Source organism: Nonomuraea ferruginea (genome assembly GCF_039540635.1).
GTDB classification, from domain to species: domain Bacteria; phylum Actinomycetota; class Actinomycetes; order Streptosporangiales; family Streptosporangiaceae; genus Nonomuraea; species Nonomuraea ferruginea.
Map to the genome: position 1 here is coordinate 152,626 of NZ_BAABFD010000016.1, position 23,410 is coordinate 176,035.

At 71.3% G+C, this 23,410-nt stretch carries 27 protein-coding genes and 1 riboswitch; of the genes, 11 read left to right on the plus strand and 16 right to left on the minus strand.

Going from position 1 to position 23,410, the window contains the following annotated elements; all coding sequences use genetic code 11:
• Nucleotides 1-35: 35 nt before the first annotated feature.
• Nucleotides 36-665, plus strand: a complete 630-nt coding sequence (locus ABD999_RS28685; protein ID WP_271276135.1) for a restriction endonuclease — start codon at nt 36-38, stop codon at nt 663-665.
• Nucleotides 666-935: 270 nt separating this feature from the next.
• On the opposite strand, the gene ABD999_RS28690 is transcribed toward ABD999_RS28685, so the two are convergent.
• Genes ABD999_RS28690 through ABD999_RS28695 form a run of 3 tightly spaced genes read right to left on the minus strand, consistent with a single transcriptional unit; the run spans nt 936 to nt 1,931 of the window.
• Nucleotides 936-1,502: a hypothetical protein gene (locus ABD999_RS28690; protein ID WP_271276134.1), complete on the minus strand. Its 567-nt coding sequence runs from the start codon at nt 1,500-1,502 to the stop codon at nt 936-938.
• Nucleotides 1,503-1,539: 37 nt separating this feature from the next.
• Nucleotides 1,540-1,725 carry a multicopper oxidase domain-containing protein gene (locus ABD999_RS44000; protein ID WP_364233482.1) on the minus strand — a complete coding sequence of 62 codons (186 nt, stop codon included), beginning with the start codon at nt 1,723-1,725 and terminating at the stop codon, nt 1,540-1,542.
• The gene (locus ABD999_RS28695) at nt 1,644-1,931 is read right to left on the minus strand and encodes a multicopper oxidase domain-containing protein (protein ID WP_148035014.1); all 288 of its coding nucleotides are present in this window, start codon (nt 1,929-1,931) and stop codon (nt 1,644-1,646) included. The genes ABD999_RS44000 and ABD999_RS28695 overlap by 82 nt, the downstream gene beginning before the upstream one ends.
• A gap of 441 nt (nt 1,932-2,372) precedes the next feature.
• Between ABD999_RS28695 and ABD999_RS28700 the strand changes: the two genes are divergently transcribed.
• From ABD999_RS28700 to ABD999_RS28710, 3 genes are all read left to right on the plus strand, one after another.
• A complete protein-coding gene (locus ABD999_RS28700) occupies nt 2,373-2,792 on the plus strand; it encodes a DoxX family protein (protein WP_148035013.1) in 420 nt (139 codons plus the stop codon).
• A 152-nt stretch (nt 2,793-2,944) separates the two neighbouring features.
• Nucleotides 2,945-3,997 (plus strand): glycoside hydrolase family protein, encoded by a 1,053-nt coding sequence (locus ABD999_RS28705; protein ID WP_271276133.1) that lies wholly within the window; start codon nt 2,945-2,947, stop codon nt 3,995-3,997.
• 111 nt (nt 3,998-4,108) lie between these two features.
• Nucleotides 4,109-4,687: a dihydrofolate reductase family protein gene (locus ABD999_RS28710; RefSeq protein ID WP_271276132.1), complete on the plus strand. Its 579-nt coding sequence runs from the start codon at nt 4,109-4,111 to the stop codon at nt 4,685-4,687.
• 63 nt (nt 4,688-4,750) lie between these two features.
• Here ABD999_RS28710 and ABD999_RS28715 read toward each other — a convergent pair whose 3' ends face one another.
• Both ABD999_RS28715 and ABD999_RS28720 read right to left on the minus strand, forming a co-directional pair.
• On the minus strand, nt 4,751-6,802 hold the full coding sequence (locus tag ABD999_RS28715) for a multicopper oxidase family protein (RefSeq protein WP_271276131.1): 2,052 nt from the start codon (nt 6,800-6,802) through the stop codon (nt 4,751-4,753).
• Between the two features lie 11 nt (nt 6,803-6,813).
• Complete coding sequence (locus tag ABD999_RS28720; protein ID WP_271276130.1) at nt 6,814-7,227, minus strand: DUF6220 domain-containing protein; 414 nt, start codon at nt 7,225-7,227, stop codon at nt 6,814-6,816.
• A 163-nt stretch (nt 7,228-7,390) separates the two neighbouring features.
• Between ABD999_RS28720 and ABD999_RS28725 the strand changes: the two genes are divergently transcribed.
• Together ABD999_RS28725 and ABD999_RS28730 are read left to right on the plus strand one after the other, a co-directional pair.
• Nucleotides 7,391-8,641, plus strand: coding sequence for a sensor histidine kinase (locus tag ABD999_RS28725; RefSeq protein ID WP_271276129.1), 1,251 nt, complete (start codon nt 7,391-7,393; stop codon nt 8,639-8,641).
• Complete coding sequence (locus ABD999_RS28730; RefSeq protein WP_271276128.1) at nt 8,638-9,315, plus strand: response regulator transcription factor; 678 nt, start codon at nt 8,638-8,640, stop codon at nt 9,313-9,315. Before ABD999_RS28725 ends, ABD999_RS28730 begins: the two co-directional genes overlap by 4 nt.
• 104 nt (nt 9,316-9,419) lie before the next feature.
• Here ABD999_RS28730 and ABD999_RS28735 read toward each other — a convergent pair whose 3' ends face one another.
• Together ABD999_RS28735 and ABD999_RS28740 are read right to left on the minus strand one after the other, a co-directional pair.
• Nucleotides 9,420-9,749, minus strand: coding sequence for a hypothetical protein (locus ABD999_RS28735; RefSeq protein WP_271276127.1), 330 nt, complete (start codon nt 9,747-9,749; stop codon nt 9,420-9,422).
• A gap of 123 nt (nt 9,750-9,872) precedes the next feature.
• On the minus strand, nt 9,873-10,196 hold the full coding sequence (locus ABD999_RS28740; protein ID WP_271276126.1) for a DMT family transporter: 324 nt from the start codon (nt 10,194-10,196) through the stop codon (nt 9,873-9,875).
• Between the two features lie 19 nt (nt 10,197-10,215).
• Nucleotides 10,216-10,281: riboswitch (guanidine-III (ykkC-III) riboswitch) on the minus strand.
• Nucleotides 10,282-10,433: 152 nt separating this feature from the next.
• On the opposite strand from ABD999_RS28740, the gene ABD999_RS28745 reads away from it, so the two are divergent.
• Nucleotides 10,434-11,087, plus strand: a complete 654-nt coding sequence (locus ABD999_RS28745; protein WP_345482974.1) for a YoaK family protein — start codon at nt 10,434-10,436, stop codon at nt 11,085-11,087.
• Here ABD999_RS28745 and ABD999_RS28750 read toward each other — a convergent pair.
• Genes ABD999_RS28750 through ABD999_RS28760 form a run of 3 tightly spaced genes read right to left on the minus strand, consistent with a single transcriptional unit; the run spans nt 11,071 to nt 14,091 of the window.
• Nucleotides 11,071-12,576, minus strand: coding sequence for a tripartite tricarboxylate transporter permease (locus tag ABD999_RS28750; RefSeq protein WP_148035006.1), 1,506 nt, complete (start codon nt 12,574-12,576; stop codon nt 11,071-11,073). The two genes, ABD999_RS28745 and ABD999_RS28750, sit on opposite strands and share 17 nt — an antisense overlap.
• A gap of 20 nt (nt 12,577-12,596) precedes the next feature.
• The gene (locus ABD999_RS28755) at nt 12,597-13,058 is read right to left on the minus strand and encodes a tripartite tricarboxylate transporter TctB family protein (protein WP_148035005.1); all 462 of its coding nucleotides are present in this window, start codon (nt 13,056-13,058) and stop codon (nt 12,597-12,599) included.
• A 1-nt stretch (nt 13,059) separates the two neighbouring features.
• Complete coding sequence (locus ABD999_RS28760) at nt 13,060-14,091, minus strand: tripartite tricarboxylate transporter substrate-binding protein (RefSeq protein ID WP_271279494.1); 1,032 nt, start codon at nt 14,089-14,091, stop codon at nt 13,060-13,062.
• A gap of 169 nt (nt 14,092-14,260) precedes the next feature.
• On the opposite strand from ABD999_RS28760, the gene ABD999_RS28765 reads away from it, so the two are divergent.
• Nucleotides 14,261-14,944, plus strand: coding sequence for a response regulator transcription factor (locus ABD999_RS28765; protein ID WP_271279495.1), 684 nt, complete (start codon nt 14,261-14,263; stop codon nt 14,942-14,944).
• 6 nt (nt 14,945-14,950) lie between these two features.
• Complete coding sequence (locus tag ABD999_RS28770; protein WP_271279496.1) at nt 14,951-16,375, plus strand: sensor histidine kinase; 1,425 nt, start codon at nt 14,951-14,953, stop codon at nt 16,373-16,375.
• Between the two features lie 3 nt (nt 16,376-16,378).
• Here ABD999_RS28770 and ABD999_RS28775 read toward each other — a convergent pair whose 3' ends face one another.
• From ABD999_RS28775 to ABD999_RS28800, 6 genes are all read right to left on the minus strand, one after another.
• The gene (locus tag ABD999_RS28775; RefSeq protein WP_271279497.1) at nt 16,379-17,122 is read right to left on the minus strand and encodes an ABC transporter ATP-binding protein; all 744 of its coding nucleotides are present in this window, start codon (nt 17,120-17,122) and stop codon (nt 16,379-16,381) included.
• Complete coding sequence (locus tag ABD999_RS28780; protein WP_219545964.1) at nt 17,119-18,216, minus strand: FecCD family ABC transporter permease; 1,098 nt, start codon at nt 18,214-18,216, stop codon at nt 17,119-17,121. Before ABD999_RS28780 ends, ABD999_RS28775 begins: the two co-directional genes overlap by 4 nt.
• A complete protein-coding gene (locus tag ABD999_RS28785; protein WP_271279498.1) occupies nt 18,213-19,220 on the minus strand; it encodes an ABC transporter substrate-binding protein in 1,008 nt (335 codons plus the stop codon). Before ABD999_RS28785 ends, ABD999_RS28780 begins: the two co-directional genes overlap by 4 nt.
• Nucleotides 19,221-19,441: 221 nt before the next feature.
• Nucleotides 19,442-20,044, minus strand: a complete 603-nt coding sequence (locus ABD999_RS28790) for a superoxide dismutase (protein WP_271279499.1) — start codon at nt 20,042-20,044, stop codon at nt 19,442-19,444.
• A gap of 81 nt (nt 20,045-20,125) precedes the next feature.
• Nucleotides 20,126-21,070 (minus strand): TAXI family TRAP transporter solute-binding subunit, encoded by a 945-nt coding sequence (locus ABD999_RS28795; protein ID WP_148034999.1) that lies wholly within the window; start codon nt 21,068-21,070, stop codon nt 20,126-20,128.
• A gap of 24 nt (nt 21,071-21,094) precedes the next feature.
• The gene (locus ABD999_RS28800; protein WP_148034998.1) at nt 21,095-21,451 is read right to left on the minus strand and encodes a DUF6223 family protein; all 357 of its coding nucleotides are present in this window, start codon (nt 21,449-21,451) and stop codon (nt 21,095-21,097) included.
• A gap of 190 nt (nt 21,452-21,641) precedes the next feature.
• On the opposite strand from ABD999_RS28800, the gene ABD999_RS28805 reads away from it, so the two are divergent.
• Both ABD999_RS28805 and ABD999_RS28810 read left to right on the plus strand, forming a co-directional pair.
• Nucleotides 21,642-22,748, plus strand: coding sequence for a sensor histidine kinase (locus tag ABD999_RS28805; RefSeq protein ID WP_271279500.1), 1,107 nt, complete (start codon nt 21,642-21,644; stop codon nt 22,746-22,748).
• Complete coding sequence (locus ABD999_RS28810; RefSeq protein WP_219545959.1) at nt 22,745-23,407, plus strand: response regulator; 663 nt, start codon at nt 22,745-22,747, stop codon at nt 23,405-23,407. Before ABD999_RS28805 ends, ABD999_RS28810 begins: the two co-directional genes overlap by 4 nt.
• Nucleotides 23,408-23,410: the final 3 nt, after the last annotated feature.

Below are 23,410 nucleotides of genomic sequence, written 5' to 3' on the forward strand. Positions count from 1 at the left end.
CACTTGCCTTCGGGACCACTCATCGAGGAGGCACCATGGCGAGGGGCTCCAAGGTACGAAAGAGGAAGCGGGTAACGGCGGCGGTTTGCGTCGCGGGCGTCGCGGTCGTGTGGTTCGCCGCCGAACACCCCGGCTGGGCCCTGGGGATCACCTGCCTGCTCGGCGTGTTACTCGCCGGCGGACTCGTTCTCCGGCAGCGCATGATCCGGGCAGAGAGACAGCGCTTCCTGGCCGCCAACGTCGAGCTGGAGAAGGTCGACCGGATGTCGGGGCCCGAGTTCGAGCACCTTGTCGCCGAACGGATGATCGCCGACGGGTTCCGCCAGGTCCGTCAGCGCGGCGGTGCCGGTGACCGCGGGGTGGACATCACAGCCCTCGCTCCGGGCCACGGCCGCTACGCCATCCAGTGCAAGCGCTACGGCAAGCCGGTCGGCGCCCGCGACGTACGCGACTTCCTCGGCGCGCTGGCCAACACCTTCGCGGGCCACACCGGCGTCCTGGTCACCTCCGCCGGTCTCACCAAGCAGGCCAGGCTCGAAGCCCTGGGCGCGCGGGAGCCGCTCATCCTGGTCGAACGCGACCGGCTCGCGGACTGGCTGCTGGGCACGGTCTCGCTCTTGCCGGCGAGATCCGCCGGGATGCTGACGGAGGAGGAAGCCACATGAGCACGCCCGCAGATCCTCCGGGCCACCCTGGTAGGCACGTTGTCGCCGGGCCGAGGCGGAGCGCGGACATGTTGCTAACACGGATGTTACTAACATTGATGTTAGTAACTTGATAGTCCGGTGCACTCCGGGGAGGCTGCCAATCTCGATGAGATGTGAAGATCCTCGGAAACTGATGGAGCCGTCCAGCTCGGTCGTTCAAGACGGCGGTGTCGAGATTCCTGGAGCACTACGGTGCGCCGCGCCGGCGGTGGGCTTGGAGTCGTGCCGCTACCCGCAGGTGTCGCATACGCCCGTCGCGGGAAGCTGCATGAAGCAGCGGGAGCAGACCCGCGGAGGCTTCTCGGAGTGTGCTCGCCGACGATCGACGGCCGCTTGATATCGAGGGGCGAGCGCGGGAACGCCGCCATCCGGGGGCAAGATCGCGCCGAAGTGCCGATAGCACTCCAACCTCGAGCGAGCGGCGTGCAGCTCGCGATCTAAGGCGTTGCCCACCGGCGGTTCGCCGGCGACCTCGAGCACTTCTTTGTAGCCCTCGCCCACCATGCCGTCATCGGTGTGTACCACCAGCGCCGTGAGCGGCGGGTCGCCGCGGCGGTGAGCTTCCCGCAGCACCTCGCTCAGGACGCGGCCGATCCAGTTATGGAGTAACGCCCTGGTACGGATCCCCGAGGTCTCCTGAATCCTGTCGGCGAGTTCCTTGTAGGTGATGACCGCGCGATACGTGCGCGCCACGTCCACGAGCAGGGGATACGCCTCACGGGCCCAGATCTCCCGGGCCTTCGCCGCCGTCACGGGAGTGCCGTCGGCCACGTGCCAATAGCCAGGTTGCGACATGCCTCGTCCCTTGGGTCGTCGTGCGTTCATCCAGGGCCTACCGAACCGGCATGGGTCTCAACCCTGACGGGTGATGATGGGCCGTGATCGTGCGGGACACCTGGTGCTCCGTGCCCGGTTCCACGATCACGAACTGGCCCATCATCCCCGAGTCCTCGTGCCGCAGGATGTGGCAGTGGTACATGTACGGCGTCGCCGGGTCCGTGAACGTCCCGAACCGCACCGCCAGCCGCGCCGTGCTCTTCGGCGGCTGGCGGGCAGGCGCATGCCGTGCCAGTGCACGGTGCTGGTCTCGGCCAGGCGGTTGGTGACCGTCATGCGGACCTCGTCGCCGCGCGCCGCCCGGATCGTCGGGCCGAGGTGAGGGCCGTTGAAGCCCCAGGTCTCGGCCGGTCTGCCCGGCAGGAGCTCGGTACGGCCGCGCCGCATCGTCAGTGCGAAGGTCCGCGTCCCGTCCTCGCCGATCTCGCGTTCGAGCAGGGGTGGTACGCGGAAGGCGGCCGGATCGCTCGCGGGGGCGGAAGCGCGACCAGAGCGCCGCGGACCATGTGCATGTCCTCCGCGAGCAGAACCCGGATCATCGATCGCCCCCACTCCGCTTTCGCCCGACTTCTACCACCTCGTGAGGTCGTCACTGTGGATCATGAAACTTTCATGGTCGGTGAGGGGGAGTCGTGTAGTTGAAATTTTCATCTTCTACGAGGTCGCGGTTGTGGTGTTCCGCCTTGTGGGGCGCGTGGCAGCCGACGGCGGGATCTCCCGCGGGAGGCGCGGCGTTGACGGGCGGGTTCCGTACAGAGACCCTTTGGGAGCGCTCCCAAAGCGTCCCGGAGAACGGCACCAGCAACCCTTCGTCGAAAGGACACCTCTGTGGAATCGCTGGTCAAGGACCAAGGGCTGTTCCTGGCCCTGTACCGGATCGTGATAGGCCTGCTGTTCGCCTGTCACGGCGTGGCGACGCTCTTCGACGTGCTGGGCGGGCCCCACGGCCAGGTGCCCGGCGTCGGGCAGTGGCCGGACTGGTGGGCGGCCGTCATCCAGCTGATCGGCGGCGTCCTCGTCCTCCTCGGGCTGGCCACCCGCGCCGCCGCCGTCGTCTGCTCGGGCACCATGGCCTACGCCTACTTCGTCGTCCACCAGCCGCAGGCGCTGTTCCCGATCGAGAACGGCGGCGAGAAGGCCGCGCTCTTCTGCTGGGGCTTCCTGCTCGTCGCCGCACTCGGGCCCGGCCGCTGGGCGCTGTCCTCGGCGCTCATGCCTTCTCGTGCGCTCGCGGGAAACCGGAGCTGACGGCGAACGGTCAGGACGTGCCGAAGTGGAGCGAGCCGCGCATCTCGCCGGCTTGGATGACGAATTCGGGTTCGGCGACCGGAACGCGGCGGGTCATGAAAGCATCGCGCTGACCGGCGACGAAGCCGTCCCCTCCACATGAAGGAGCCGCCATGCTGGTTCGCGGGCTGATCTGCTTGTTCGTGCTCGCCGGTTCGCTCCTGCCGGCGCCCGCGCACGCCGCCGCCGGGTGGGAACCAGGGGCGGCCCAGCAGGTCTACGATCCGAAGGGCAAGCTCTACGCGTACGCTCCCGCCGCGATCGAACAGGGCGCCACCGAGCACTATTGGACCTGTCACAACACCACCGACGGCAAGATCAAGGACGACATCTGGCACACTCGCCGGTCCGGCGGGAAGATCGTCGGCGACCGGCGGGTCATCGCCTCCGGTGGCACCGGCTGGGACAAGTACCACAACTGCGACCCCGCCGTCGTCGCGGTCACCGCTCGATATCAGGGCGTCACGTACGGCTACGCGATGTTCTACCTGGGCAACGACGTGAACGCCAGCGCCCACAACCAGATCGGCGTGGCCTTCGCCAAGACCCTCGACGGGCCGTGGGTGAAGTATCCGAAGCCCGTCGTGGCGTTCCCCTTCGACGACCCCGCCGCGTGGGGCGCCGGCCAGCCCGCGGTCACCGCCGTCGATCCCGCCGCCGGCCGGCTGCTGCTGTTCTACACCGCGGGCGGTCCCGGCGGGACTCGGGCCTACCGTCGCGACATCACCCTGGCCGACATGTCCGCCCCCGTGGTCGGCCCCGCCGTCGAGGTCACCAGGGCCGGGCTGACCGGGACCGACGGGAAGCCCGACGTGCTCAACAACTTCGACGTCGCCTATGACCCCTCCCGTGACCGCTTCTACGCCGTACGTGAGCAGCACCCGTACCCGACCGTCGCCCCGAAGCAGATCGGCGCCTCGCTCCAGGTGGCCAGCATCGACGGCGCGTCCATCTGGAACGGCGGCGGCTCCTGGCGCGTCGAGGGCGTCATCGACCCCGCGCTCACCGGTCTGCCCCGCAACCACAACGCCGGCATCGTGCGTACCGTCTACGGCACGCTGCCCGACAGCGGATCGCTCACGGTCATCTTCACCGAGAGTTGCGCGGGGACGTGCGCCTCGCTGTGGAGCTACGACCTGTGGCGCGTCACCGGCACACTGACCTGACGTCCGGGGCGAGCCGGCTGACGAGATTTTCCCGGTGCGGTGTCTGTTCCGGCGGTGTGCGTTCGACGCATGGGTGAAAGGACGAAATAGTCACACACCCTGGGAGATCTCATGAGCACCGTGGTCATGCACAACGTCGTGTCGGTGGACGGTTTCATCGCCGACGTCGCCGATGAGGTAGGCCCGCTGTTCGAGTGGTACGGCAACGGCGACGTCCCGCTCGTCGAAGGCGGCGCGATGAAGGTCTCGCGGGCCTCGGCCGCGTACGTCAAGCCGATCTGGGCCGGCATCGGGGCGATGGTGATCGGCCGTCACCTGTTCGACATCACGAACGGCTGGGAGGGACGCCCGCCGGCCGGCGAGCACGTGGTCGTGGTGTCGCACCGGCCCAGGCCCGAGGGCTGGCACCCGGAGGCGTCCTACCACTTCGTCGACGACGTGGCGCGGGCGGTCGCCAAGGCGAGGGAGCTCGCGGGGGAGCGCACGGTCGCCGTGGCGGCGGGCGACGTCGGCGGGCAGGCGTTGACCCTCGGGCTGGTGGACGAGGTGGCGATGGACGTCGTGCCGGTGGTCTTCGGCTCGGGCAAGCGCTACTTCGGCTCGGTCGACGCTCAGCATCTGCTGGAGGACCCGCACGTGGTGATCCAGGGCGACCGGGTGCTCCACCTGGCCTACCGGGTCCGCCGATGAGCGGGTGATGTCGTATCCGGGCCCTACGAACCTCCCTCCTGGGACTGTGCAAGACGCAAACGGTCATCCATGCGCGTGTCCCGGGCCGGTGGCGTGCATGCCACCGAACGGCGACGTGACGCCGTCGTAACGCACCTGCAGCATCATCCCCTGATGCGCGTGCGGCAGGTTGTGGCAGTGGTTCATCCAGATGCCCGGGTTCGAGGCCAGGAACGCGACCTCCCACACCTCCCCAGGCCTGACGTCGAAGGTGTCCACCCACAGCGGACTGCCCGACGCCGGCTTGCCGTCCCTGGACAGGATGAGCACCGGATGGCCGTGCAGATGCCAGGGGTGGGTCTCCAGGCTCCGGTTGACGACGGTGAACCGGACGACGTCACCCTCAGCGATCAGTTGGTCGGGGATAGAGGGGTGCCCGCGGCCGTTGACGGTGTGCGCGTACGCCGGCACACCGTCGACCATGGCCAGCCCGCGATCGAGGACCATCGTGAAGTGCCGGTCGGCGGCATCGACCCGCAGCGCGACAGGCGCCGGCGTCCCGTACGTGAGCAGGTCGAGCTCGGGCCAGCCGCCGATGTCCTGGGTGGCGAGTCCAGTGTCGGAAGCACCGCCGGAAGCGCCGTCGGGAACGCCGGCTTCGGGCCGCAGCCACACGGTCGCGGTCCCGTCGTCGAGCGCGAGCGCCACGGAGGTGTCCGGCATGACGAACACCAGGTCAAAGCGCCCGCCTGCGGGCAGATACAGCGCCTGGCGGCTGATCTCGCCGGGCCCCACGAGGTCGCGGCCGTCGACGGCGACCAGCCGGAACGAGGTGCCCGCCAGCGTGTACCGGTGCGGGTCGGAGTCGGTGTTGATGAGCCGCAGCCGTACGGACGTGCCGGGCGGCGCCAGGTGCTCGTCGCCGCCGGCGATCGTGACGGTGCCGTCGAAGGTGTGAGCAGGCAACGTCAGATCAAGCTCTCCGGCGTCCGGCTCGTGGGGTTTCACGACGAGGGTGCCGTAGAGGCCCCGTTGCACCCCGATGTGGGACGCGTGATGGGTGTGGTACCAGTACGTCCCTACCTGATCGGCGCGAAACCGGTAGACGAACTCGCCGCCGCGCCCCACGACTTCCTGGGTGACGCCCGCCGCGCCGTCCTGCGAGCACGGCACGTCGTAGCCGTGCCAGTGCAGGGTGACCCCCTCGTCGATGTCGTGGTTGACCAGTTTGACCTCGATGAGATCGCCCTGAGTGGCCGTGATCGCCGGACCGGGCAGGGTGCCGTCGAAGGTCCACGCGTCGAAGTCGCGTCCGTTGGCCAGGCGCACGGTGGCCTTCCTGGCGGTCAGGACGTGCGCGCGACGGACTCCACCCGGAGCTGGGGTGACGGGGCCTCGCAGATCTGTCACCGGCACGGTCGTACGCGCCGCCGGCCCGGGCCCGCCACCGTTCACCGGCGCCGTACCGTGCCGCACCGACAACCCGATACCCGCCCCGACCGCGCCGGCCACCGCCAAACCACCTGCGACGCCAAGAAGCCGCCGCCGCGAAATCTCCGCCGCTCTCTCCATGGGGACCGTGTCCCGGTTTTCCGCGAGGTCCCTTTCCGGGTGGTTGAGCACGCGGGCGGTGAGCAGCGACGCCGCCGGCACCAGTGCGGCCGCGATCAGTGCGACGCCGAGGGTCAGGGGATAGCCGACGAGGAAGGTCAGCACGAAGCCGGCCAATGCGGCGTAAGCGGTGGTGAGCAGCGCGATGACGCTCACCGTGTCGAGGTCCCCGGCACGCGCCCCGCGCTCGGGCGTCTTCAGAGGCGCGTCCGGAGGCGCTTCCGGCTCACCCGTCCCGGCACGCGGGCGCCATCCCTGAGCCCTGGCCGACGCGAGCAGCCGGGGGCCGGCGATCGCCGCTGCGGCCAGGGCGGCCAGGGTGAGGAGCGGGAGGCCGAGCAGGACCTTTTCCTGGACGAACCACCAGCCGCGAGCGGCCAGCAGCATCACCGGGACCACCCTGGCCGCGGTCACCACCAGCGCCACGACCAGGAGGGCGAGCGCCGTGCGGGGCCGTCGCAGGGACGCCGTGACGCCTGCCGCTAACCAGGCCATGACGCCCAGCAGCGCGACTGCGTGATCCAAAATGATAAGAGTCATGACACGAGCCGGTCCGTTTTGGCCGGTTCCCACGTCTGCCGTGACCGCCGGAGGACCGACTCGGCCACGCCCATGATGAACAGCGCGTTGAGCGCGTGCAGGCCGAAGACGAGTGGCCCGGCGGTCGAGCCGTCGCCGATCGCCTTGGCGATCTCGCGGATCAGCACCTGCACGATCACCAGCCCGACGACCAGCCCGGCCCGCCCGATGAGCTGCCCCGGCATCCGGGCGACGGCGCCGATGATCGTGGCCAGCACCGCCAGGACGAGCATCGAGTACCCGAGCAGGCGGTGCGGCGCGAAGGCCTCCTCCGTGGGCGCGCTGTCGAACGCGCCGACGGCGGCCAGGAAGAACTGCGCGACGATGGCGAGCATCAGCAGTGCCGCCAGCCCGGTGAAGAGTTTTCTCATACTGGGGATCGTCACGCCGGGCAGGGCGGGCGCGCTTCCGACGAGGGATGACGCCGACTACGTCAATACGCGTACGAAGAACGGGCCCGCTACGCCCTTCGTCGTACCTTGATCACGCACCGGAGCGGGATCCCGAAGCCAGTCAAAGTTGTACGATCAAGACATGGGTCTGCGAGCGCTGCCGCAGCTGACGTCCGCCTGGGTCTCGCGCCGGTCGCCCTGGTTATCGGACGTGCTGCTGGCGCTGTTCGTCGCCGTGGTCCAGATCCAGGGCGCACTGGTGCATTTCGAGGGGGTCGCGGACTTCACGACGTTCAAGCCGATCGCCAGGCAACTGGACGACTTCGGGAACGCGGGCTACGTCCTGCTGATCGTCGGCGGCCTGGCGCTGGCCGCCCGCCACCGGTGGCCCGTCGCGGTGTTCGCGGTCGTGGCCCTGGCCAACGCCGTCTACTACAGTCTCGGCTTCCCCGACCAGCTGTCCAGCCTCGCCCTCTTCATCGCCCTGTACACGCTCGCCGCCTACGGCGACGGCCGCCGGTCGCTGCAGGTCGCCGCCGGGGGCATCACCGTGCTCGGCGTCGTCTGGCTGGTCGCCGCGGCGGACATCGAGCCGCGGGTGGCGGTCGGCTGGGTCTTCTTCCGGATCGGCGCCTCGGTGATCAGTACGACCCTGGGCGAGTCCGTACGGTCCCGCCGGGTCATCGCGGCCGACGCGCAGGAGCGGGCGGAGCTGGCCGAACGTTCCAGGGAGGAAGAGGCCAGGGCGCGGGTCGACGCCGAGCGGCTGCGCATCGCCCGCGAGGTCCACGACACCGTCGCCCACGCCATCGCCATCATCAACGTGCAGTCCGGTGTCACCGCCCATGTGCTGGACAAGCGGCCTGAGCAGGCCCGCGAGGCGCTGCGCACGATCGAGCAGACCAGTTCGCGGGCGCTGCGCGAGATGCGGGCCATCCTCGGCGTCCTGCGCGACGGCGACGAACGCGAGCCGTACCCCGGCCTCGACGAGATCCACGAGCTCACCGGCAAGGCCCGCGACGCGGGGCTGGAGATCAGCCTCGAGCAGAGCTCGCCGATCACGCCGCTGCCGAGCGCGGTGGGCAGCGCCGCGTACCGCATCGTGCAGGAGTCGATCACGAACGTGGTCCGCCACGTCGGCCCGACCCGGGTGACGGTGGTGCTCGAACCCGGGCTCGACGCCCTGCGGATCCGGGTGACCGACGAGGGCCGGCGCGAGTCTTCGCACGTGCCGGCCCGCGCCGGCGGCTCGCCGTCGTCCGGCCGCGGGATCAGCGGGATGCGCGAGCGCTGCCTGCTGCTCGGCGGCGAGCTCGACGCGCGGTCGCGGCCAGGCGGCGGGTTCGAGGTCAGCGCCCGCCTGCCGCTCTCCCCTGTCGGGTCGCGCTCGTGACCGGCACGTTACCGATCAAGGTGCTGCTCGCCGACGACGAACGCCTGGTCCGCTCCGGTTTCAAGGTGCTGCTCGACTTGGAGGACGACATCGCGGTGGTCGGTGAGGCCACCAACGGCGCGGAGGCCGTCGAGCTGGCCCGCGCCACCCGCCCCGACGTCGTGCTCATGGACATCCGCATGCCCCGGCTGGACGGGATCCGCGCGACCGGCCAGATCGCCGAGACCAACGGGCTGGAGCAGGTCAAGGTGCTCATCCTGACCACGTACGACACCGACGACAACGTCTTCGAGGCGCTGCAGGCGGGGGCTAGCGGCTTCCTGCTCAAGGACGCGGGCCCCGCCGAACTGCTGCACGCCATCCGGGTGATCGCCGCCGGCGACGCGCTGCTCGCGCCCCGGGTGACCCGTCGGCTCATCAGCCAGTTCACGGCGCGGCGCCGGGCGGCCAAGTCCGGGGAGGACCGGCTCGCCGTGCTGACCGAGCGTGAGCGCGAGGTGCTCGCGCAGGTGGGACAGGGCATGAGCAACGAGGAGATCAGTGCCGCGCTGTTCCTCAGCCCGGCCACCGCGCGTACCCACGTCAGCCGCATCATGGGAAAGCTGGGGGCGCGCGACCGCGCGCAACTGGTCGTGATCGCCTACCAGACCGGGCTCTGCGACTCTCATGAGTAAGCGCCCGTGCACAAACCGATCGCTCGTGCGGGAGGAGGCGGTGCGCATCGCCGAAGCCGTGGCGACGGAGCTGCGCATGACGCCTCCTCCCGCGCTTCCCTGACCTAGTCGTTTTCGGTGAACACCTGCTCGCGGCGCTTGCGGATGGCCGGGAGGACGGTGATGACCAGGGCCGCCGCCGTCAGGGCCAGGAGCGTCGCGGAGATCGGGCGGGTGAGGAAGACCGTCGCGTCGCCGCGGGAGATGATCAGCGCCCGCCGCGGGTTGTCCTCCAGCAGCGGCCCGATGACGAAACCGAGCAGGAGCGGCGCCGGCTCGCAGCCGCACTTGATCAGGACGTAGCCCAGGAGCCCGAAGAACATGATCGCGTAGACGTCGAACGCGTTGAACCTCAGGCCGCGGTCGGCCAGCTCCTCGTAGGTGCGGCGGACCACGGCGAACAGCAGCCGCTCCGGCGAGATCGGCTCCCGCCCCTGGATCTGCGTAACCGCTGCCTGAGCTCGTCGACGAACGACTGGTTGCCGGGCATCGGAAAGGCGTCCTCGGATCCGGGCCCGTCAGTGGCCCCCGCTCGCCAGGTTGAGGCCGACGACGCCGGCGATGATGAGGGTGATCGAGGCGAGCTTCAGGAGGGACACGCTCTCTCCCAGCAGGATCATGCCCAGCGCGGCGGTCCCGACCGCGCCGATGCCTGTCCAGACGGCATAGGCCGTACCGACGTCGAGAGTCTTGAGTGCGAGCGCGAGCAGACCGAAGCTGAGCACGGCGAAGACGACGAAACCGATGCTCGGCAGCGACTGCGAGAACCCGTTGCTCTGCTTGAGCGCGTAGGCCATGGCGATCTCGAAGAGACCCGCGGCGACCAGCATGATCCAAGCCATGACGGCTCCTTCCATGAAAGGAGCGTCGTCTTCGCAGGCCGGGTACGGCGCGTCTCGTCCGGGCGGACCCATGGTCGGGCTCGCACTTCCGACAACGGCGGCGACCGCGCCCGCATTCCATCGGCCGCGCGTGTCAGGCATGTGGTGGCGCTTCGTGGTGGAATGGGTACGGAGCGTTGACGTCGGGTGTGGGGAGGGTGCGATGCGGGACGGTCGTGGGCTCGTGACGCGCCGCTGATGGGGCGCGAGCGGCTGGACCTTCCGCTCACCGCCATGGCCGTCGTCCTCACCATCGGCACCGGAGCGGTCGACGCGGCCAGTTTCATCCGGCTCGGCGGGGTGTTCAGCAGTGTCATGACCGGCAACCTGGTGGTGTCCGGCTACGCGATCGGAACCGCCGACCTCGCGCACCTGCTCACCACCGTCACCGCGGTCATCGGGTACGTGCTGGGGGTCGCCGCCGGCACCGGCGTCGCGGGCCGCGGCGGGATGATCGCCGTGCTCGGTGCGGAGCTGCTCGCGCTGGTGGCGTTCGCGGTGGGCTGGGAGGTGACCGGTGGCCGCCCGTCCGCCGTGGCGCTGCACGTCCTGCTGGTTCTGACGGCGATGGCGATGGGGTTGCAGAGCGCGGCGATGCGCGCCCTGGGCGGCCGCCGGGTGGTGTCGACGACGTACCTGACGGGGACGCTGACCGGCGTCATCGCCGCCCTGCTCACCTCCGGCGGCCTGGCGGGGGCCATGGTGCGCGACATCGCCATCCTGACGGCGGTCGTGGTCGGGGCGGCGGCGGGGACCCTGGTGGTCACGCTGGTCCCCGCCGCGCTGCCGGCCATCCCGCTCGTCACCGTGCTCGCCGCCCTCACGATGGCCGGGCTCACTCGTCCTCGGTGAACACCTGCTCGCGGCGCTTGCGGATCGCCGGGAGGACGGAGAGGGCGAGCGCCGCCACCGACAGGGCCAGGAGCGCCGCGGAGATCGGCCGGGTCAGGAAGACCGACGCGTCGCCGCGGGAGATGATGAGCGCCCGCCGCAGGTTCTCCTCCAGCAGGGGGCCGAGGACGAAGCCGAGCAGCAGCGGGGCCGGCTCGCAGCCGCACTTGATCAGGATGTAGCCCAGGAGCCCGAAGAGCACGATCGCGTAGACGTCGTAGGCGTTGAACCCCAGGGAGTACGTGCCGATCGAGGCGAACAGGATGATCATCGGGAACAGCACCTGGTACGGGATGCGCAGCATGCGCACCCACATGCCGATCAGCGGCAGGTTCAGCAGCACGAGCAGCACGTTGCCGATCCACATCGACGCGATCAGGCCCCAGAACAGCGCGGGCTCGTCGGTGATGACGTTCGGGCCGGGGGTGATGCCGTGCACGATGAACGCGCCGATCATCAGCGCCATCACCGGGTGGGCCGGCAGGCCCAGGGTGAGCAGCGGGATGAACGACGTCTGCGCCGCGGCGTTGTTCGCCGACTCGGGGCCGGCGACGCCCTCGATCGCGCCGTGCCCGAACTCCTGCGGCCGCTTCGAGATCCGCTTCTCGACGGCGTACGAGGTGAACGAGGCCAGCACGTGGCCGCCGCCGGGCAGGACCCCGAGCGCCGCGCCGAGACCGGTGCCGCGCAGGATGGGGGCGACGATGCGGCGCCGGTCCTCGCGGGTCGGCCAGAGGTTCCGCACCTTGTCGACGATCGCCGTGCGCGTCTGCTCGTTCTCCAGGTTGCGCAGGATCTCGGCCACGCCGAACATGCCGACGGCGACCGACACGAAGTCGATCCCGCCGTACAGTTCGCGCTGGTCGAAGGTGAAGCGGGGGGTGCCGGTGTAGATGTCCTGGCCGACCGTGCCGAGCAGGACGCCCAGGAAGATCATCGCGAGGGCCTTGAGCGCGGTGCCGCGCGCCAGCGCGATCGACACGATCAGGCCGAACAGCACCAGCGCGAAGTACTCGGCGGGGCCGAACTGCAACGCGACGCGGGCCAGCGGCGGCGCCGCGACGGCCAGCACGACCGTGGCGACCGTGCCCGCGATGAAGGACCCGATCGCCGCGGTGGCCAGGGCGGCGCCGGCCCTGCCCTGGCGGGCCATCTCGTGCCCGTCCAGCGCGGTGACGGCCGCGGACGACTCACCGGGCAGGTTGATCAGGATGGCGGTGGTCGAGCCGCCGTACTGCGCGCCGTAGTAGATGCCGGCCAGCATGATCAGCGCCGTCACCGGCTCGAAGCTGAAGGTGATCGGCAGCAGCATCGCCACCGTCGCCGTCGGCCCGATGCCGGGCAGCACGCCGACCATCGTCCCGAGCAGCACTCCCACGAAGCACCAGAGGACGTTCTGGAGCAGGAGAGCGGTCGAGAGGCCGAGCGCGAGGTTTTCGAGTAGGTCCATGCCTCAATCCGGATGCCGCGTCAGAATCCGAGCCACGGGCCCCAGAGCGGGATCCGCAGCTGGAGGCCGACGACGAAGATGAGCGTGCTGGCCACGGTGAGCCCGGCCGCGACGACCACGGCGGTGAGCGGCCGTACGTGCTTACTGGCCAGCGTGGTGAGCAGGGCGGTGACGGCCGACGTCGGCACGAACCCGAGGCCCCGTACGGTGAATCCGAAGAACATCAGCGCGAGCGTGATGACGGCGACCGCGCGCCAGGGGATCGTGCCGAAGGCGATCATCTCGCCGGCGACCAGCCCCTTGACCACGATCGCCAGGCCCAGGGCGGCCACGAGCGCGCCGACGAGCAGCGGGAAGGCGCCGGGGCCCATCCGCAGCGGGGTGCCCAGCTCGTAGCCGAGCGACCCCACCACGAACGCGCCACCGATCAGGACGAAGATCCCCCCGGCGAGGACGTCGGGGAATGACCGGCGGTGCTCCACGTCAGGAAGCCTTGATCCCGGCGTCGGCGATGACCTTCGCCCAGGTGCCGAGCTGCTCCTGGAGCTTGGTCCGGTGCGCCTCGGGGGTGGCGCTCTCGGCCGGGACCGGCGCGGTGCCGAGCTTGGCCATCTGGTCGACGACCTTCTGGTCTGCCAATGCCGTCTTCAGCGCCTCGGACAGCTTCTGGACGACGTCCTGCGGGGTGCCCTTCGGCACGTAGAGGCCGTGCCACACGCTGACCTCCAGGCCGGGCAGCCCCGCCTCGGCGGTGGTCGGCAGGTCGGGCAGGCTCTTGACCCGCTCCGGCGTGGTGACCGCGTACGCCTTGACCTCGCCCGCGGAGATCTGGCCGCTGGTGTTGGTCGTCTGGTCGCACATGAAGTCGACCTGGCCGCCGACGAGGTCGGTCAGCGCGGGGCCGGTGCCCTCGTACGGGACCTCCTGCAGCTTGACGCCCGCGGCGGTCTGGAACAGCAGCCCGCACAGGTGGGACGCGGCGCCGATGCCGGCGTTGGCCAGCGTGACCTTGTCGGCGTTCGCCTTCACGTGGGTCACGAGGTCCTGGAGCGTCGCGGGCGCGAAGTCCTTGCGGGCGACGACCGTCATCGGCACCTCGGTGACGAGCCCGACCGTCTCGAAGCTCTCCAGCGGCTGGTAGCCGAGGTTCTGGTAGAGGGCGGGCGCCGTCGACATGCCGATGTGGTGCATGAGCACGGTGTAGCCGTCGGGTTCGGCCCGCGCGACCTCGCCGGCCCCGACGGTGCCGCCCGCGCCCTCGACGTTCTGTACGACGATCTTGGCGCCGAGCTTGGCCGCCATCGGCTCGGCGATCATGCGGGTGACCGTGTCGGTCGGGCCGCCCGCGCTGAACGGCACGACGAAGGTGATGTTCTGGTCCGGGTAGCCTGCGGTGTCGCCGCCGCCGGTGGTGCCCCCGTCGCCCCCGTTGCCCGCACAGGCGGCGGCCAGCGAGACGACGCCGATGACGGCGATCATCCGCGCGGCGGCCCGGTACCTGCTGGTCGTTCTCATGTCGCGGCCTCCTCTTCGGCGCATTCGCGTTCTTGGGTGAGTGCGCGGCCTCAGTCTGGGCTGGTACGGGCGCGGATAGTGTCAGAGGAATCCCAAGGAATGCGCCAGATGTCAGGAAAATCCCAAGAACTGGTTAACAACGGAGTCGGACCGGGCCGTACAATCCGGTATGCGGATCACCATCATCGAGGATGACGACCGCGTGGCCCGGGGTCTGGTGACCGTCCTGGCCCAGGCGGGCTTCGAGGTCCACCGCCTCGCCACCGCCGCGGAGGCCGTGCGCGCGGCCCCGTCCGACGTCGTCCTGGTCGACCTGGGCCTGCCCGACGGCGACGGGCTCGACGTGATCCGCAAGCTGCGCGACCGCCCCGAGACCGCCGTCATCGCCGTCACGGCGCGCTCCGAGGAGCACGAGCGGGTCCGCGGCCTGCGCGCCGGCGCCGACGACTACATCGTCAAGCCGTTCGGCATCCCCGAGCTGCTGGCCCGGATCGACGCCGTGCTGCGGCGCACCCGGGTGGCCCGCGCCCTGAGCGCCCCCGACGAGCCGCTCCTCCTCGGCCCGATGCGCATCGGCGTCGGCACCCGCGAGGTCACCGTCGACGACACGCCCGTGACGCTCACCCGCAAGGAGTTCGAGCTGCTCCTGCTGCTGGCCCGGCGGGCGCCCAACGTGGTCAGCCGCGACGTCATCCTCGACCAGATCTGGGGCGCGACCTGGGAGTCGTCGAGCCGCACCCTCGACACCCACATCGCCGCGCTGCGGCAGAAGATCGGCCCGGCCGTGGTCATCCGCACCGTCCACGGGGTCGGCTACAGGCTCGTGGCCGACCGGCCGGAGCCGACCGGCTGACGCGCCGTGCACCGCCGGCTGCTCGTCGTCCTGGTGCCCCTCGCGGTGATGCTCGTCGCCGCGCTCGGGGTTCCCCTCAGCGTCACGGTGGCCGAGCGGGAGGTGCAGGAGACGTACGTCGACCGGCTGAACGACGTCGGCCGGTTCGCGTCGCTGGCCGAGACCGCGCTGTCGACCGGGCGGACCGAGGCGCTCCAGCTGGAGCTGGCCCGCTACCACGAGCTCTACGGCATCCCGGTCGCGGTGATCGACACGTCCGGCACCGTGCTGCTCGGGCCCAGGGACGCCTACCGGGAGGCGGCGCGAAGCGAGCCGGGCATGGGCCCGATCGTCACCGCCGCGCTGGCCGGGGCGCGGCCCGAACCGTCCGGTGACTGGGCGCCGTGGGCGGGGTCGGCGCTCGTGGTCGCGGAGCCGGTGGGCCGCGACAGCGAGGTGGTCGGCGCCATCGTGACGATCTCCGACCTGTCGAAGACGCGCGGGCGCATCATGCTGCGCTGGGCCCAGCTCGCCGGTCTCGGGCTGCTGCCGTTGGTCGCGCTGATGGCGGTCGCCTGGCCGGTGTCGGCGTGGGTGCTGCGGCCCGTGCGGGAGCTGGACGCGGCGAGCTCGCGGATCTCGCAGGGCGACCTCACCATCCGGGCCGACGCCGAGGCCGGGCCCGCCGAGCTGCGGCGGCTGGCGGAGTCGTTCAACACCATGATGGACGCGGTCGAGAACGCCGTGCAGCGGCAGCGGGCGTTCGTCTCCGACGCCTCCCACCAGCTCCGCAACCCGCTGACCAGCCTCCGGCTCGCCGTGGAGAGCCTCGAACCGCACCTGCGCGCCGCCGGTGACGGGCGGCAGGTGTACGACGTCGCCGTGGACGAGCTGAAGGCCATGCAGCGGCTGCTGAACTCGCTGCAGGCCAGCGCGCGGATGGAGAGCATCCGGACGGCGTCCCCGGTGGACCTCGACGCGGTGCTGGCGACCCGGGTGGAGCGGTGGCGGGCGCTGACGGCGACGGCCGGGCAGACGCTCGCGGTCGACGTGCCGCCGGGGCTGCGGCTGCTGGAGCCCACCGGCGGGCTGGGCAGCATCCTGGACGAGCTCATCAGCAACGCGTTGCGGCTGTCGGACGCGCGGGTGGTGGAGGTCACCGCCCGGGCCGTCCCCGCGGGCGGGGGCGTGGTCACGATCGCGGTGCGCGACGACGGGCAGGGGATCGAGGCGTCCGAGCGGGCCCAGGCGCTGCGGCGGTTCTGGCGCTCGCCGCGCCACCAGAACGTGTCCGGGACCGGCCTGGGCCTGGCGATCTGCGCCGACCTGGTCGGCGCGGCCGGTGGCGAGCTGCGGCTGGAGGACGGCCTGCCGCGCCCGGACGGGTCCGGGTACGGGTTCGCCGCGGTGGTCGCGCTGCCGGTGGCGGAGTCGTCCGGAGCCCCGGCCTGAGGGTCACCGCTCGTCCTTGAGCCGCTCGAAGACGAGCTGGGTCCGCCGCACGGCGCGCACCCCGTACACCTCGGAGATCAGGTCGGGGGTGAGGACCTGCTCGGGCGGGCCGCCGGCCACGATGCGACCGGCGTTCATCACGTACAGGCGGTCGCAGAAGGCGGCGGCCTGGTTGAGGTCGTGCAGCACGGCCAGGGTGGCGACGCCGAGCTCGCGCACCAGGTGCAGCAGTTCGAGCTGGTGGCGGATGTCGAGGTGGGAGGTGGGCTCGTCCAGCAGGAGCAGGCGGGTCTGCTGGGCCAGGGCGCGAGCGAGCAGGACGCGCTGTTTCTCGCCGCCGGACAGGGTGGCGAAGATCCGGCCGGCGGCGCCGGTCAGGCCGACGCGGTCCAGCGCCCGCGCGCACAGCTCCTCGTCGGCGCGGGGGTCGGACTTGTACGGGGTGCGGCCCATGGCGACGATCTCGGCCACGGTGAAGTCCAGGTCGGGCGGGGTCTCCTGGGCGACGACGGCGGTGCGCCGGGCGGCCTCGCGGGCGGGCAGCCGGTGCACGTCGTCGCCGTCCACGGTGATGAGCCCCGCCGAGGGGCGCAGGGCCCGGTAGATCGAGCGGAGCAGGGTGGACTTGCCGCAGCCGTTCGGCCCGACCAGGCCGACGAACTCGCCGTCGTCCACCAGCAGGTCGGCCTCGCGCACGATCGGGGTGCCGTCGAGCGCGACGGACACGCCGCGCAGGTCGAGCCTCACTGGACGCTCACCGCCCGGTCCACCGAGCGGCGGCGCAGCAGCCACAGGAAGAACGGCACGCCGAACAGCGCGGTGACGATGCTGAGCGCCAGCTCCTGAGGGGCGTTGACGGTGCGCGCGGCGATGTCCACGAGCTGCAGGAACACGGCTCCGAGCAGGGCGGTGACGGGCAGCACCCGGCGGTGGTCGGCGCCGACGAGCAGCCGGGCCGCGTGCGGCACGATCAGGCCGACGAACGCGATCGCGCCGCTGGTGGCCACCATCACCCCGACCAGCAGCGAGGTCAGCACGAACAGGCTCAGCCGGAAGCGGTTCACGTTCACGCCGAGCGAGACGGCCGTCTCCTCCCCGGCGGCCAGCGCGTTCAGCGGGCGGTGCTGCAGCAGCAGATACGCCACCCCGGCGGCCAGGACGACCGCCGGCAGGGGCAGCACGTGCCAGCGGGCGCCGCCGAGGCTGCCCATCAGCCAGAAGAGCACCTGCTGGGCGGCCCGCCCGCTCTGCGCCAGTTGCAGGACGAAGCTGTAGGCGGCCTGGAACAGGTACGCCAGCGCCACCCCGGACAGCACCAGCCGCGACGGGGTGAGCCGTCCGGACCGCTGAGCCATCATGTACACCAGGACGAGCGCGAGCAGCGAGCCGGCGAAGGCGGCGGCCGACAGCGACAGCCCGCCCAGCGCGGAGGCGCCCAGGATCAGCACGAGCACCGCCCCGAACGAGGCGCCGGAGGAGACCCCGAGCAGGAACGGGTCGGCCAGCGGGTTGCGCACCAGCGCCTGCAGCACCGCCCCGACCACCGACAGCCCGGCCCCGACGAGCAGCGCCAGCAGCGCGCGCGGCAGCCGGAACTCCCACACGATCTGCTCCTGCACCGGGGTCCAGGTCTGCGGGACCACGCCCGGGATGACGCGGTCGGCCACGATGCCCCAGGCCTGGGGCAGGGCGACCGGCACCGCGCCGATGCTGACCGCCAGCCAGGTCGAGGCGACCACGGCGGCGATCAGCGCGGCGACCAGCAGGAGGAACCGGCTCACGCGCCGGCTTCGCGGGACGAGCACGGTCTGCGCCGGGCTCTGCCGGGTGGTGCTGGTCACTGGGTGAAGGCGTCCGGGTGCAGGAACCTGGCGATGTCGGTGACGGCCAGGAGGTTGCGGTAGCCGGGATGCTGGGCCGCTACTGGCACGGCGAGGTAGCGCTGCTCCTCGGCGGCCGGGCTGTTCTTGACGATGGCGAAGGTCTCGGCGGCCTTGGCGGGCGAGCTGGGCATGTCCTCGCCGCGCAGCGTGGAGTAGTCGCTGATCAGGACGGCCTCAGGCTGGGAGGCGCTGACCTGTTCGGCGCTGACCTCGGTGTAGTCGCCCTTGACGTCCTTGAGGACGTTCTCGCCGCCGGCCAGGGTGATCATCTGGTGGGTGATGCCGGAGCCGCCGTAGGCGTTGACCGGGCCCTTGCCGCCGTCGGTGGCCAGGACCTTGACCGGGGTGCGGCCCTCGACGCGCTTCTTGACGTCGTCCAGCTGGCCCTGCAGCTCGCTGATCAGCTTCTCGGCGCGGTCGGAGACGCCGAAGATCTTGCCGAGGTTGCGCAGGTCGTCGAAGGTGTCGTCGAGGGTGAACCGCAGCACCTCCTCGGGGCTGCACCAGCCGCCCAGGATGTAGACGGGGCTGCCGGCCGCGTCCAGCTCCTCCACGGTGGCGTAGCCGCCGGCGGCGTCGAAGCTGGCCATCTGGTTGTCCACGATGAAGTCGGCGCCCTGGGAGAGCATGATCTCCTTCTGCGGCATCATGATCGTGTCGGAGATCTCCGGGATCTTGTCGTACTGCTCCTGGTGGCCGGGCAGGAACGCGCTCTCGGAGAAGTTCGTCCGCCCGGTGATCCGGTCGCCCAGGCCGAGCGCGAACAGGGTCTCCAGGGAGGGGTGGTAGCCGGTCACGACCTTGGCCGGCGGCCGGTCGAAGGTGAGGGTGCGCCCGCAGTTCTCGACCGTGACGGGGAAGCCGGCCTGCGGCGCCGCCCGCTGTTCGGGCTCCTGGGCGGCGGGAGCCTGTGAGCAGGCGGTCAGCGTCAGAGCCGCCGCCAGGACGAGCAGCTTCTTCATGATCCGGCCACCGCCTTCGGCGTGGAACCTGACTTCGGGGCGGTATGGGGCGGGCGGCTCATGTGGTGGGGCTCCGGTGGTGAGAGGATCGGGCAATCGCGATATGAAACACCTCATTCTGCATATAAGTCGCAATTGCAGGCAAGTCGCATCAAACTGAGGGCGGCGCCCGCCCGGCCCCGCGGACCAAGCTCAGGCCGGGCGGGCGGCGCCGGTCCGGGTCAGACGCCGCGGGCGGCGTCGTAGCGGGAGATCACGTCGTTCCAGTTGATCAGGTCCCACAGCTTCTCGACGTAGTCCGGGCGCACGTTGCGATACTGCAGGTAGTACGCGTGCTCCCAGGCGTCGAACACCAGCAGCGGGGTGGTGTTCATGCCGACGTTGCCGTGGTGGTCGTACACCTGCTCGACGACCAGGCGGCGGCCCAGCGGCTCCCAGGCCAGCACGCCCCAACCGGAACCCTGCACGGTGGCGGTGGCGGTGGTGAGCTGCTTCCTGAAGGCGTCGAAGGAGCCGAAGTGCTCGTCGATCGCCGCGCCGAGGTCGCCGTCGGGGCGGTCGCCGCCGTCGGGGGACAGGTTCTCCCAGAAGATCGTGTGCAGCACGTGGCCTGACAGGTTGAACGCGAACGTCTTCTCCAGCCCGACCAGGCCGCCGAACTCGCCCTTGTCCCGTGCCTCGGCCAGCTTCTCCAAGGTGTCGTTGGCGCCCTTGACGTAGGCGGCATGGTGCTTGGCGTGGTGCAGCTCAAGGATCTCGCCGGTGATCGCGGGCTCCAGGGCCGCGTAGTCGTACGGCATGTCCGGGAGGGTGTAGTCACCCATGAGCTATCTCTCCTCGTAATTGCAAATGACTTGCAACAACGATAGCCCCGCAGCTGACTCATGTCTCGTGCGGCGTGCCGGTCAGTGCTTGCGGTCGCGGAACCAGGCGGCGGCGCCCGGGTGGAGTGGGATCGACGCGGTCGAGATGCCGGTGCGGACGTTGATGTGCCAGGCCTCGGGAATGGCCTCGGTGTCGCCGCGGCCGGCGGAGGAGATCGTGCCGGTGTGGGTGAAGATCGTGTCGGTGATGGCGTACACCAGGTCGGCCGGCAGATCGTTCCGTACGAGAAGCACGTTGGGCACGGCGAAGGTGCGGGTGGCAGGGACGCCGGCGTAGGCGGTCGCGGGGATCATGGCCGGCGCGTAGGGGCCGGGGAACGCCGTGAAGAGCGCACCCGCCTGCGCGTCCAGCGGGATCAGGCGGATGGGGTGGCGCTGCGCCAGCTCCGTGATGGCCGGGGTCGGGACGCCGGTCAGGGAGAACATCGCGTCGATCACGCCTTCGCGCAGCGCCGCCGCCGACTCGGCCTGGCTGAGATACCGGCTGTCGGTGTCGACCGGGCCGAGCTCCAGCACCCGCAGTGAGGTGAACTCGGTGCCCGAGTCGCGGGCGCCGAGCGAGATGCGCTTGCCCTCCAGGTCGCCGAACTCCTCGATCGCCGAACCGGCCATGACCACGAGATGCAGGTGGCTGTCGTAGAGCCGGCAGATCGCCGAGAGCTCCTCGGGCGCGCTGCCGTCGGTAAGGATCAGCGCGTCCAGGCTCGTCAGCCCGAGGTGCACCGCGCCGGCCCGGAGCATCCGGATGTTGTCGGTGGACGCACCGCTCGGCACGGTGCGCACCGTGACGCCCGGCACCTGCTCGGAGATGTGCGCCGCCATCGAGCCGCCGATGCGCCGGTAGACCGCCCCCGCCGGCCCGGTGGCCAGCCGGAGGTCGATCTCGCCGACCTCGCGCTGCCGCGAGCAACCGGCGATCAGCCCACCGGCGGCCAGGAGCACCGCCCGCCTGCTGGGGTTCAGCATGCCGCGATGATACGGGCCCGGCGATCAGCGGCGGACGCGGCGGGTCAGCGCCAGCCCGCCGAGCACGACGGAGCACAGGCCCACCACCACGGCGACATAGCCGCCGACGATGCCGTAACCGGTGCCGGGACCGCCCTCGGCGGCGGCCACCACCAGCCCGCCGACGGCCGCGCCCGCCAGCCCCGCCACCAGGGCCACGACGGCTCCCCTTCTGCCGGTGCCGGCGCCGATGCGACCGGTGGCGCGGGCCACGGCCAGCCCGCCGACCACCGTGCCCGCCAGGCCCAGCAGCGCGCCCACCGCGGACCAGAGCCGCCCGGACGTCATGGCGTAGGCGTCGACGGGGTCCACGACTCCGAGCAGGGTGAAGGTGACGGACATGAGACTCTCCTCCTGGGACTGGACGTGTCCCGATGGTGTCCTCCGGACCCGCCGCCGGTCGTCCGGCCAGGGGAGGCGATGCGCGCTGCCGCCGGCGCCGCAGGATCCGTGGAAGTACCGCGGACGCGGTAGCCCGGCGATCGTCCGTACGCAGGATCCGCCCGCGACGGCATCGGGCTATGGTGCGCGCATGAGCACAGGACGGTCCCGTGCCCTCGACTGGGCGATCGCCGGCTGCGTGGCGGCGGCGCTGCTGGTCACCGGGCTGTCCGGGCAGGGCTCCGCGAACCCCGCCGGCTACGCGGCGCTGGTCGCCGGTGGCCTGGCGCTGGCCGCGCGCCGCCGGGCGCCGGTCCCCGTCCTGGTCGTCACCGGGTTGTGCGCGGTGGGCTACCAGGCGGCCGGTTTCGACGTGCCCGCCGTCGCGTTCCTGTTCGCGGTGTACGCCGCCGTACGGGCCGGGCACCGCGTCGTCACGGTGGTGGCGAGCGTGACCATGCTGGCCGCGCTGCCGCTCGCCGCCGTGGCCTCGGGATCGTACGACATGGGCGAGGCGTTCGCGCAGGCCCGGGGCGCTCTTGAGCTGGCCTGGCTGGTCGCGGCCGGGGCGGCGGGCGAGGCGCTGCGGCAGGCCGAGCGGCGGGCGGAGGAGGCCGAGCGCACCCGCGAGGAGACCGCGCGGCGCCGCGCCGACGAGGAGCGGCTGCGCATCGCGCGGGAGCTGCACGATTCGCTCACCCACCAGATCTCGATCGTCAAGCTTCAGGCCGAGGTCGCCGTGCACGTGGCCCGCAGGCGCGGCGAACAGGTGCCGGAGGCGCTGCTGGCGATCCAGGAGGCCGGGCGCGAGGCGGCCCGCGAGCTGCGCGCGACCCTGCAGGCGCTGCGCGACGACGACACGACCCCGCCGCGCGGGCTCGACGACGTCCCGGAGCTGGTGGAACGGGCCCGCGCCATCGGCCTGGACGCCACCCTGACGATCGAGGGGCGGCGGCAGGACGTGCCCGCCGCGGTGAGCAGGACCGTCTACCGGATCGTCCAGGAGTCGCTCACCAACGTCGCCAGGCACGCCGCCGCCGCGACCGCCTCGGTCCGGATCGACTGCCGCCCGGACACGCTCGAAGTACGCGTCGACGACGACGGCAGGGCCAACCAGGACACCGTCCCGGTGCCCGGCGTGGGGCTGCTCGGGATGCGCGAACGCGTCACCGCACTCGGCGGACGCCTGCGGGCGGAGCCGCGCGGCGAGGGCGGCTTCACCGTCCGGGCCGAACTCCCCGTGGACCGGCTGCCGTGATCCGCGTCCTGCTGGTCGACGACCAGCCGCTCATCCGCAGCGGGTTCCGCGCGCTCCTCGACCTGGAGGACGACATCGAGGTGGTGGCCGAGGCCGGCGACGGCGTCGAGGGCCTGGCCCTGGCCAGGGAGCATCTGCCCGACATCGCGCTCGTCGACGTCCAGATGCCGGTCGCCGACGGCATCGAGACGACCCGGCGCATCGCCGCGGACCCCGCGCTGGCCGGGGTGCACGTCGTCATCCTGACCAACTACGGCCTGGACGAGTACGTCTTCGACGCGCTGCGCGCCGGCGCGGCCGGGTTCCTGGTCAAGGACATCGTGCCCGAGGATCTCCTGCACGCCGTGCGGGTCGCGGCCCGCGGCGACGCGCTGCTCGCGCCGTCGATCACCAGGAAACTCATCGACAGGTACGTCACGCGGCCGATCACCCTCGGCACCGGCAGAGGGCTCGAAGAGCTGACCAACCGGGAACGCGAGAGCGTCGCCCTGGTCGCGCAGGGCCTGTCCAACGACCAGATCGCCGACTGCCTGGCGATCAGCCCGCTGACCGCCAAGACCCACGTCAACCGGGCGATGGCCAAGCTCCACGCCCGCGACAGGGCCCAGCTCGTCGTCATCGCCTACGAGTCCGGCCTGGTGGTGCCGGGCGGTTCCTGACGC

What these genes read in the sequence shown, in the direction of transcription:
- ABD999_RS28710 (WP_271276132.1), top strand. Translation starts at nt 4,109, where the DNA reads ATGAGCACCGTGGTCATGCACAACGTCGTGTCGGTGGACGGTTTCATC.
- ABD999_RS28765 (WP_271279495.1), top strand. Translation starts at nt 14,261, where the DNA reads ATGCGGATCACCATCATCGAGGATGACGACCGCGTGGCCCGGGGTCTG.
- ABD999_RS28690 (WP_271276134.1), bottom strand. Translation starts at nt 1,502, where the DNA reads ATGTCGCAACCTGGCTATTGGCACGTGGCCGACGGCACTCCCGTGACG.
- ABD999_RS28800 (WP_148034998.1), bottom strand. Translation starts at nt 21,451, where the DNA reads ATGTCCGTCACCTTCACCCTGCTCGGAGTCGTGGACCCCGTCGACGCC.
- ABD999_RS28745 (WP_345482974.1), top strand. Translation starts at nt 10,434, where the DNA reads ATGGGGCGCGAGCGGCTGGACCTTCCGCTCACCGCCATGGCCGTCGTC.
- ABD999_RS28725 (WP_271276129.1), top strand. Translation starts at nt 7,391, where the DNA reads ATGGGTCTGCGAGCGCTGCCGCAGCTGACGTCCGCCTGGGTCTCGCGC.
- ABD999_RS28760 (WP_271279494.1), bottom strand. Translation starts at nt 14,091, where the DNA reads ATGAGAACGACCAGCAGGTACCGGGCCGCCGCGCGGATGATCGCCGTC.
- ABD999_RS28750 (WP_148035006.1), bottom strand. Translation starts at nt 12,576, where the DNA reads ATGGACCTACTCGAAAACCTCGCGCTCGGCCTCTCGACCGCTCTCCTG.
- ABD999_RS28790 (WP_271279499.1), bottom strand. Translation starts at nt 20,044, where the DNA reads ATGGGTGACTACACCCTCCCGGACATGCCGTACGACTACGCGGCCCTG.
- ABD999_RS28705 (WP_271276133.1), top strand. Translation starts at nt 2,945, where the DNA reads ATGCTGGTTCGCGGGCTGATCTGCTTGTTCGTGCTCGCCGGTTCGCTC.
- ABD999_RS28795 (WP_148034999.1), bottom strand. Translation starts at nt 21,070, where the DNA reads ATGCTGAACCCCAGCAGGCGGGCGGTGCTCCTGGCCGCCGGTGGGCTG.
- ABD999_RS28695 (WP_148035014.1), bottom strand. Translation starts at nt 1,931, where the DNA reads ATGCGGCGCGGCCGTACCGAGCTCCTGCCGGGCAGACCGGCCGAGACC.
- ABD999_RS28740 (WP_271276126.1), bottom strand. Translation starts at nt 10,196, where the DNA reads ATGGCTTGGATCATGCTGGTCGCCGCGGGTCTCTTCGAGATCGCCATG.
- ABD999_RS28785 (WP_271279498.1), bottom strand. Translation starts at nt 19,220, where the DNA reads ATGAAGAAGCTGCTCGTCCTGGCGGCGGCTCTGACGCTGACCGCCTGC.
- ABD999_RS28685 (WP_271276135.1), top strand. Translation starts at nt 36, where the DNA reads ATGGCGAGGGGCTCCAAGGTACGAAAGAGGAAGCGGGTAACGGCGGCG.
- ABD999_RS28805 (WP_271279500.1), top strand. Translation starts at nt 21,642, where the DNA reads ATGAGCACAGGACGGTCCCGTGCCCTCGACTGGGCGATCGCCGGCTGC.
- ABD999_RS28720 (WP_271276130.1), bottom strand. Translation starts at nt 7,227, where the DNA reads ATGAGAAAACTCTTCACCGGGCTGGCGGCACTGCTGATGCTCGCCATC.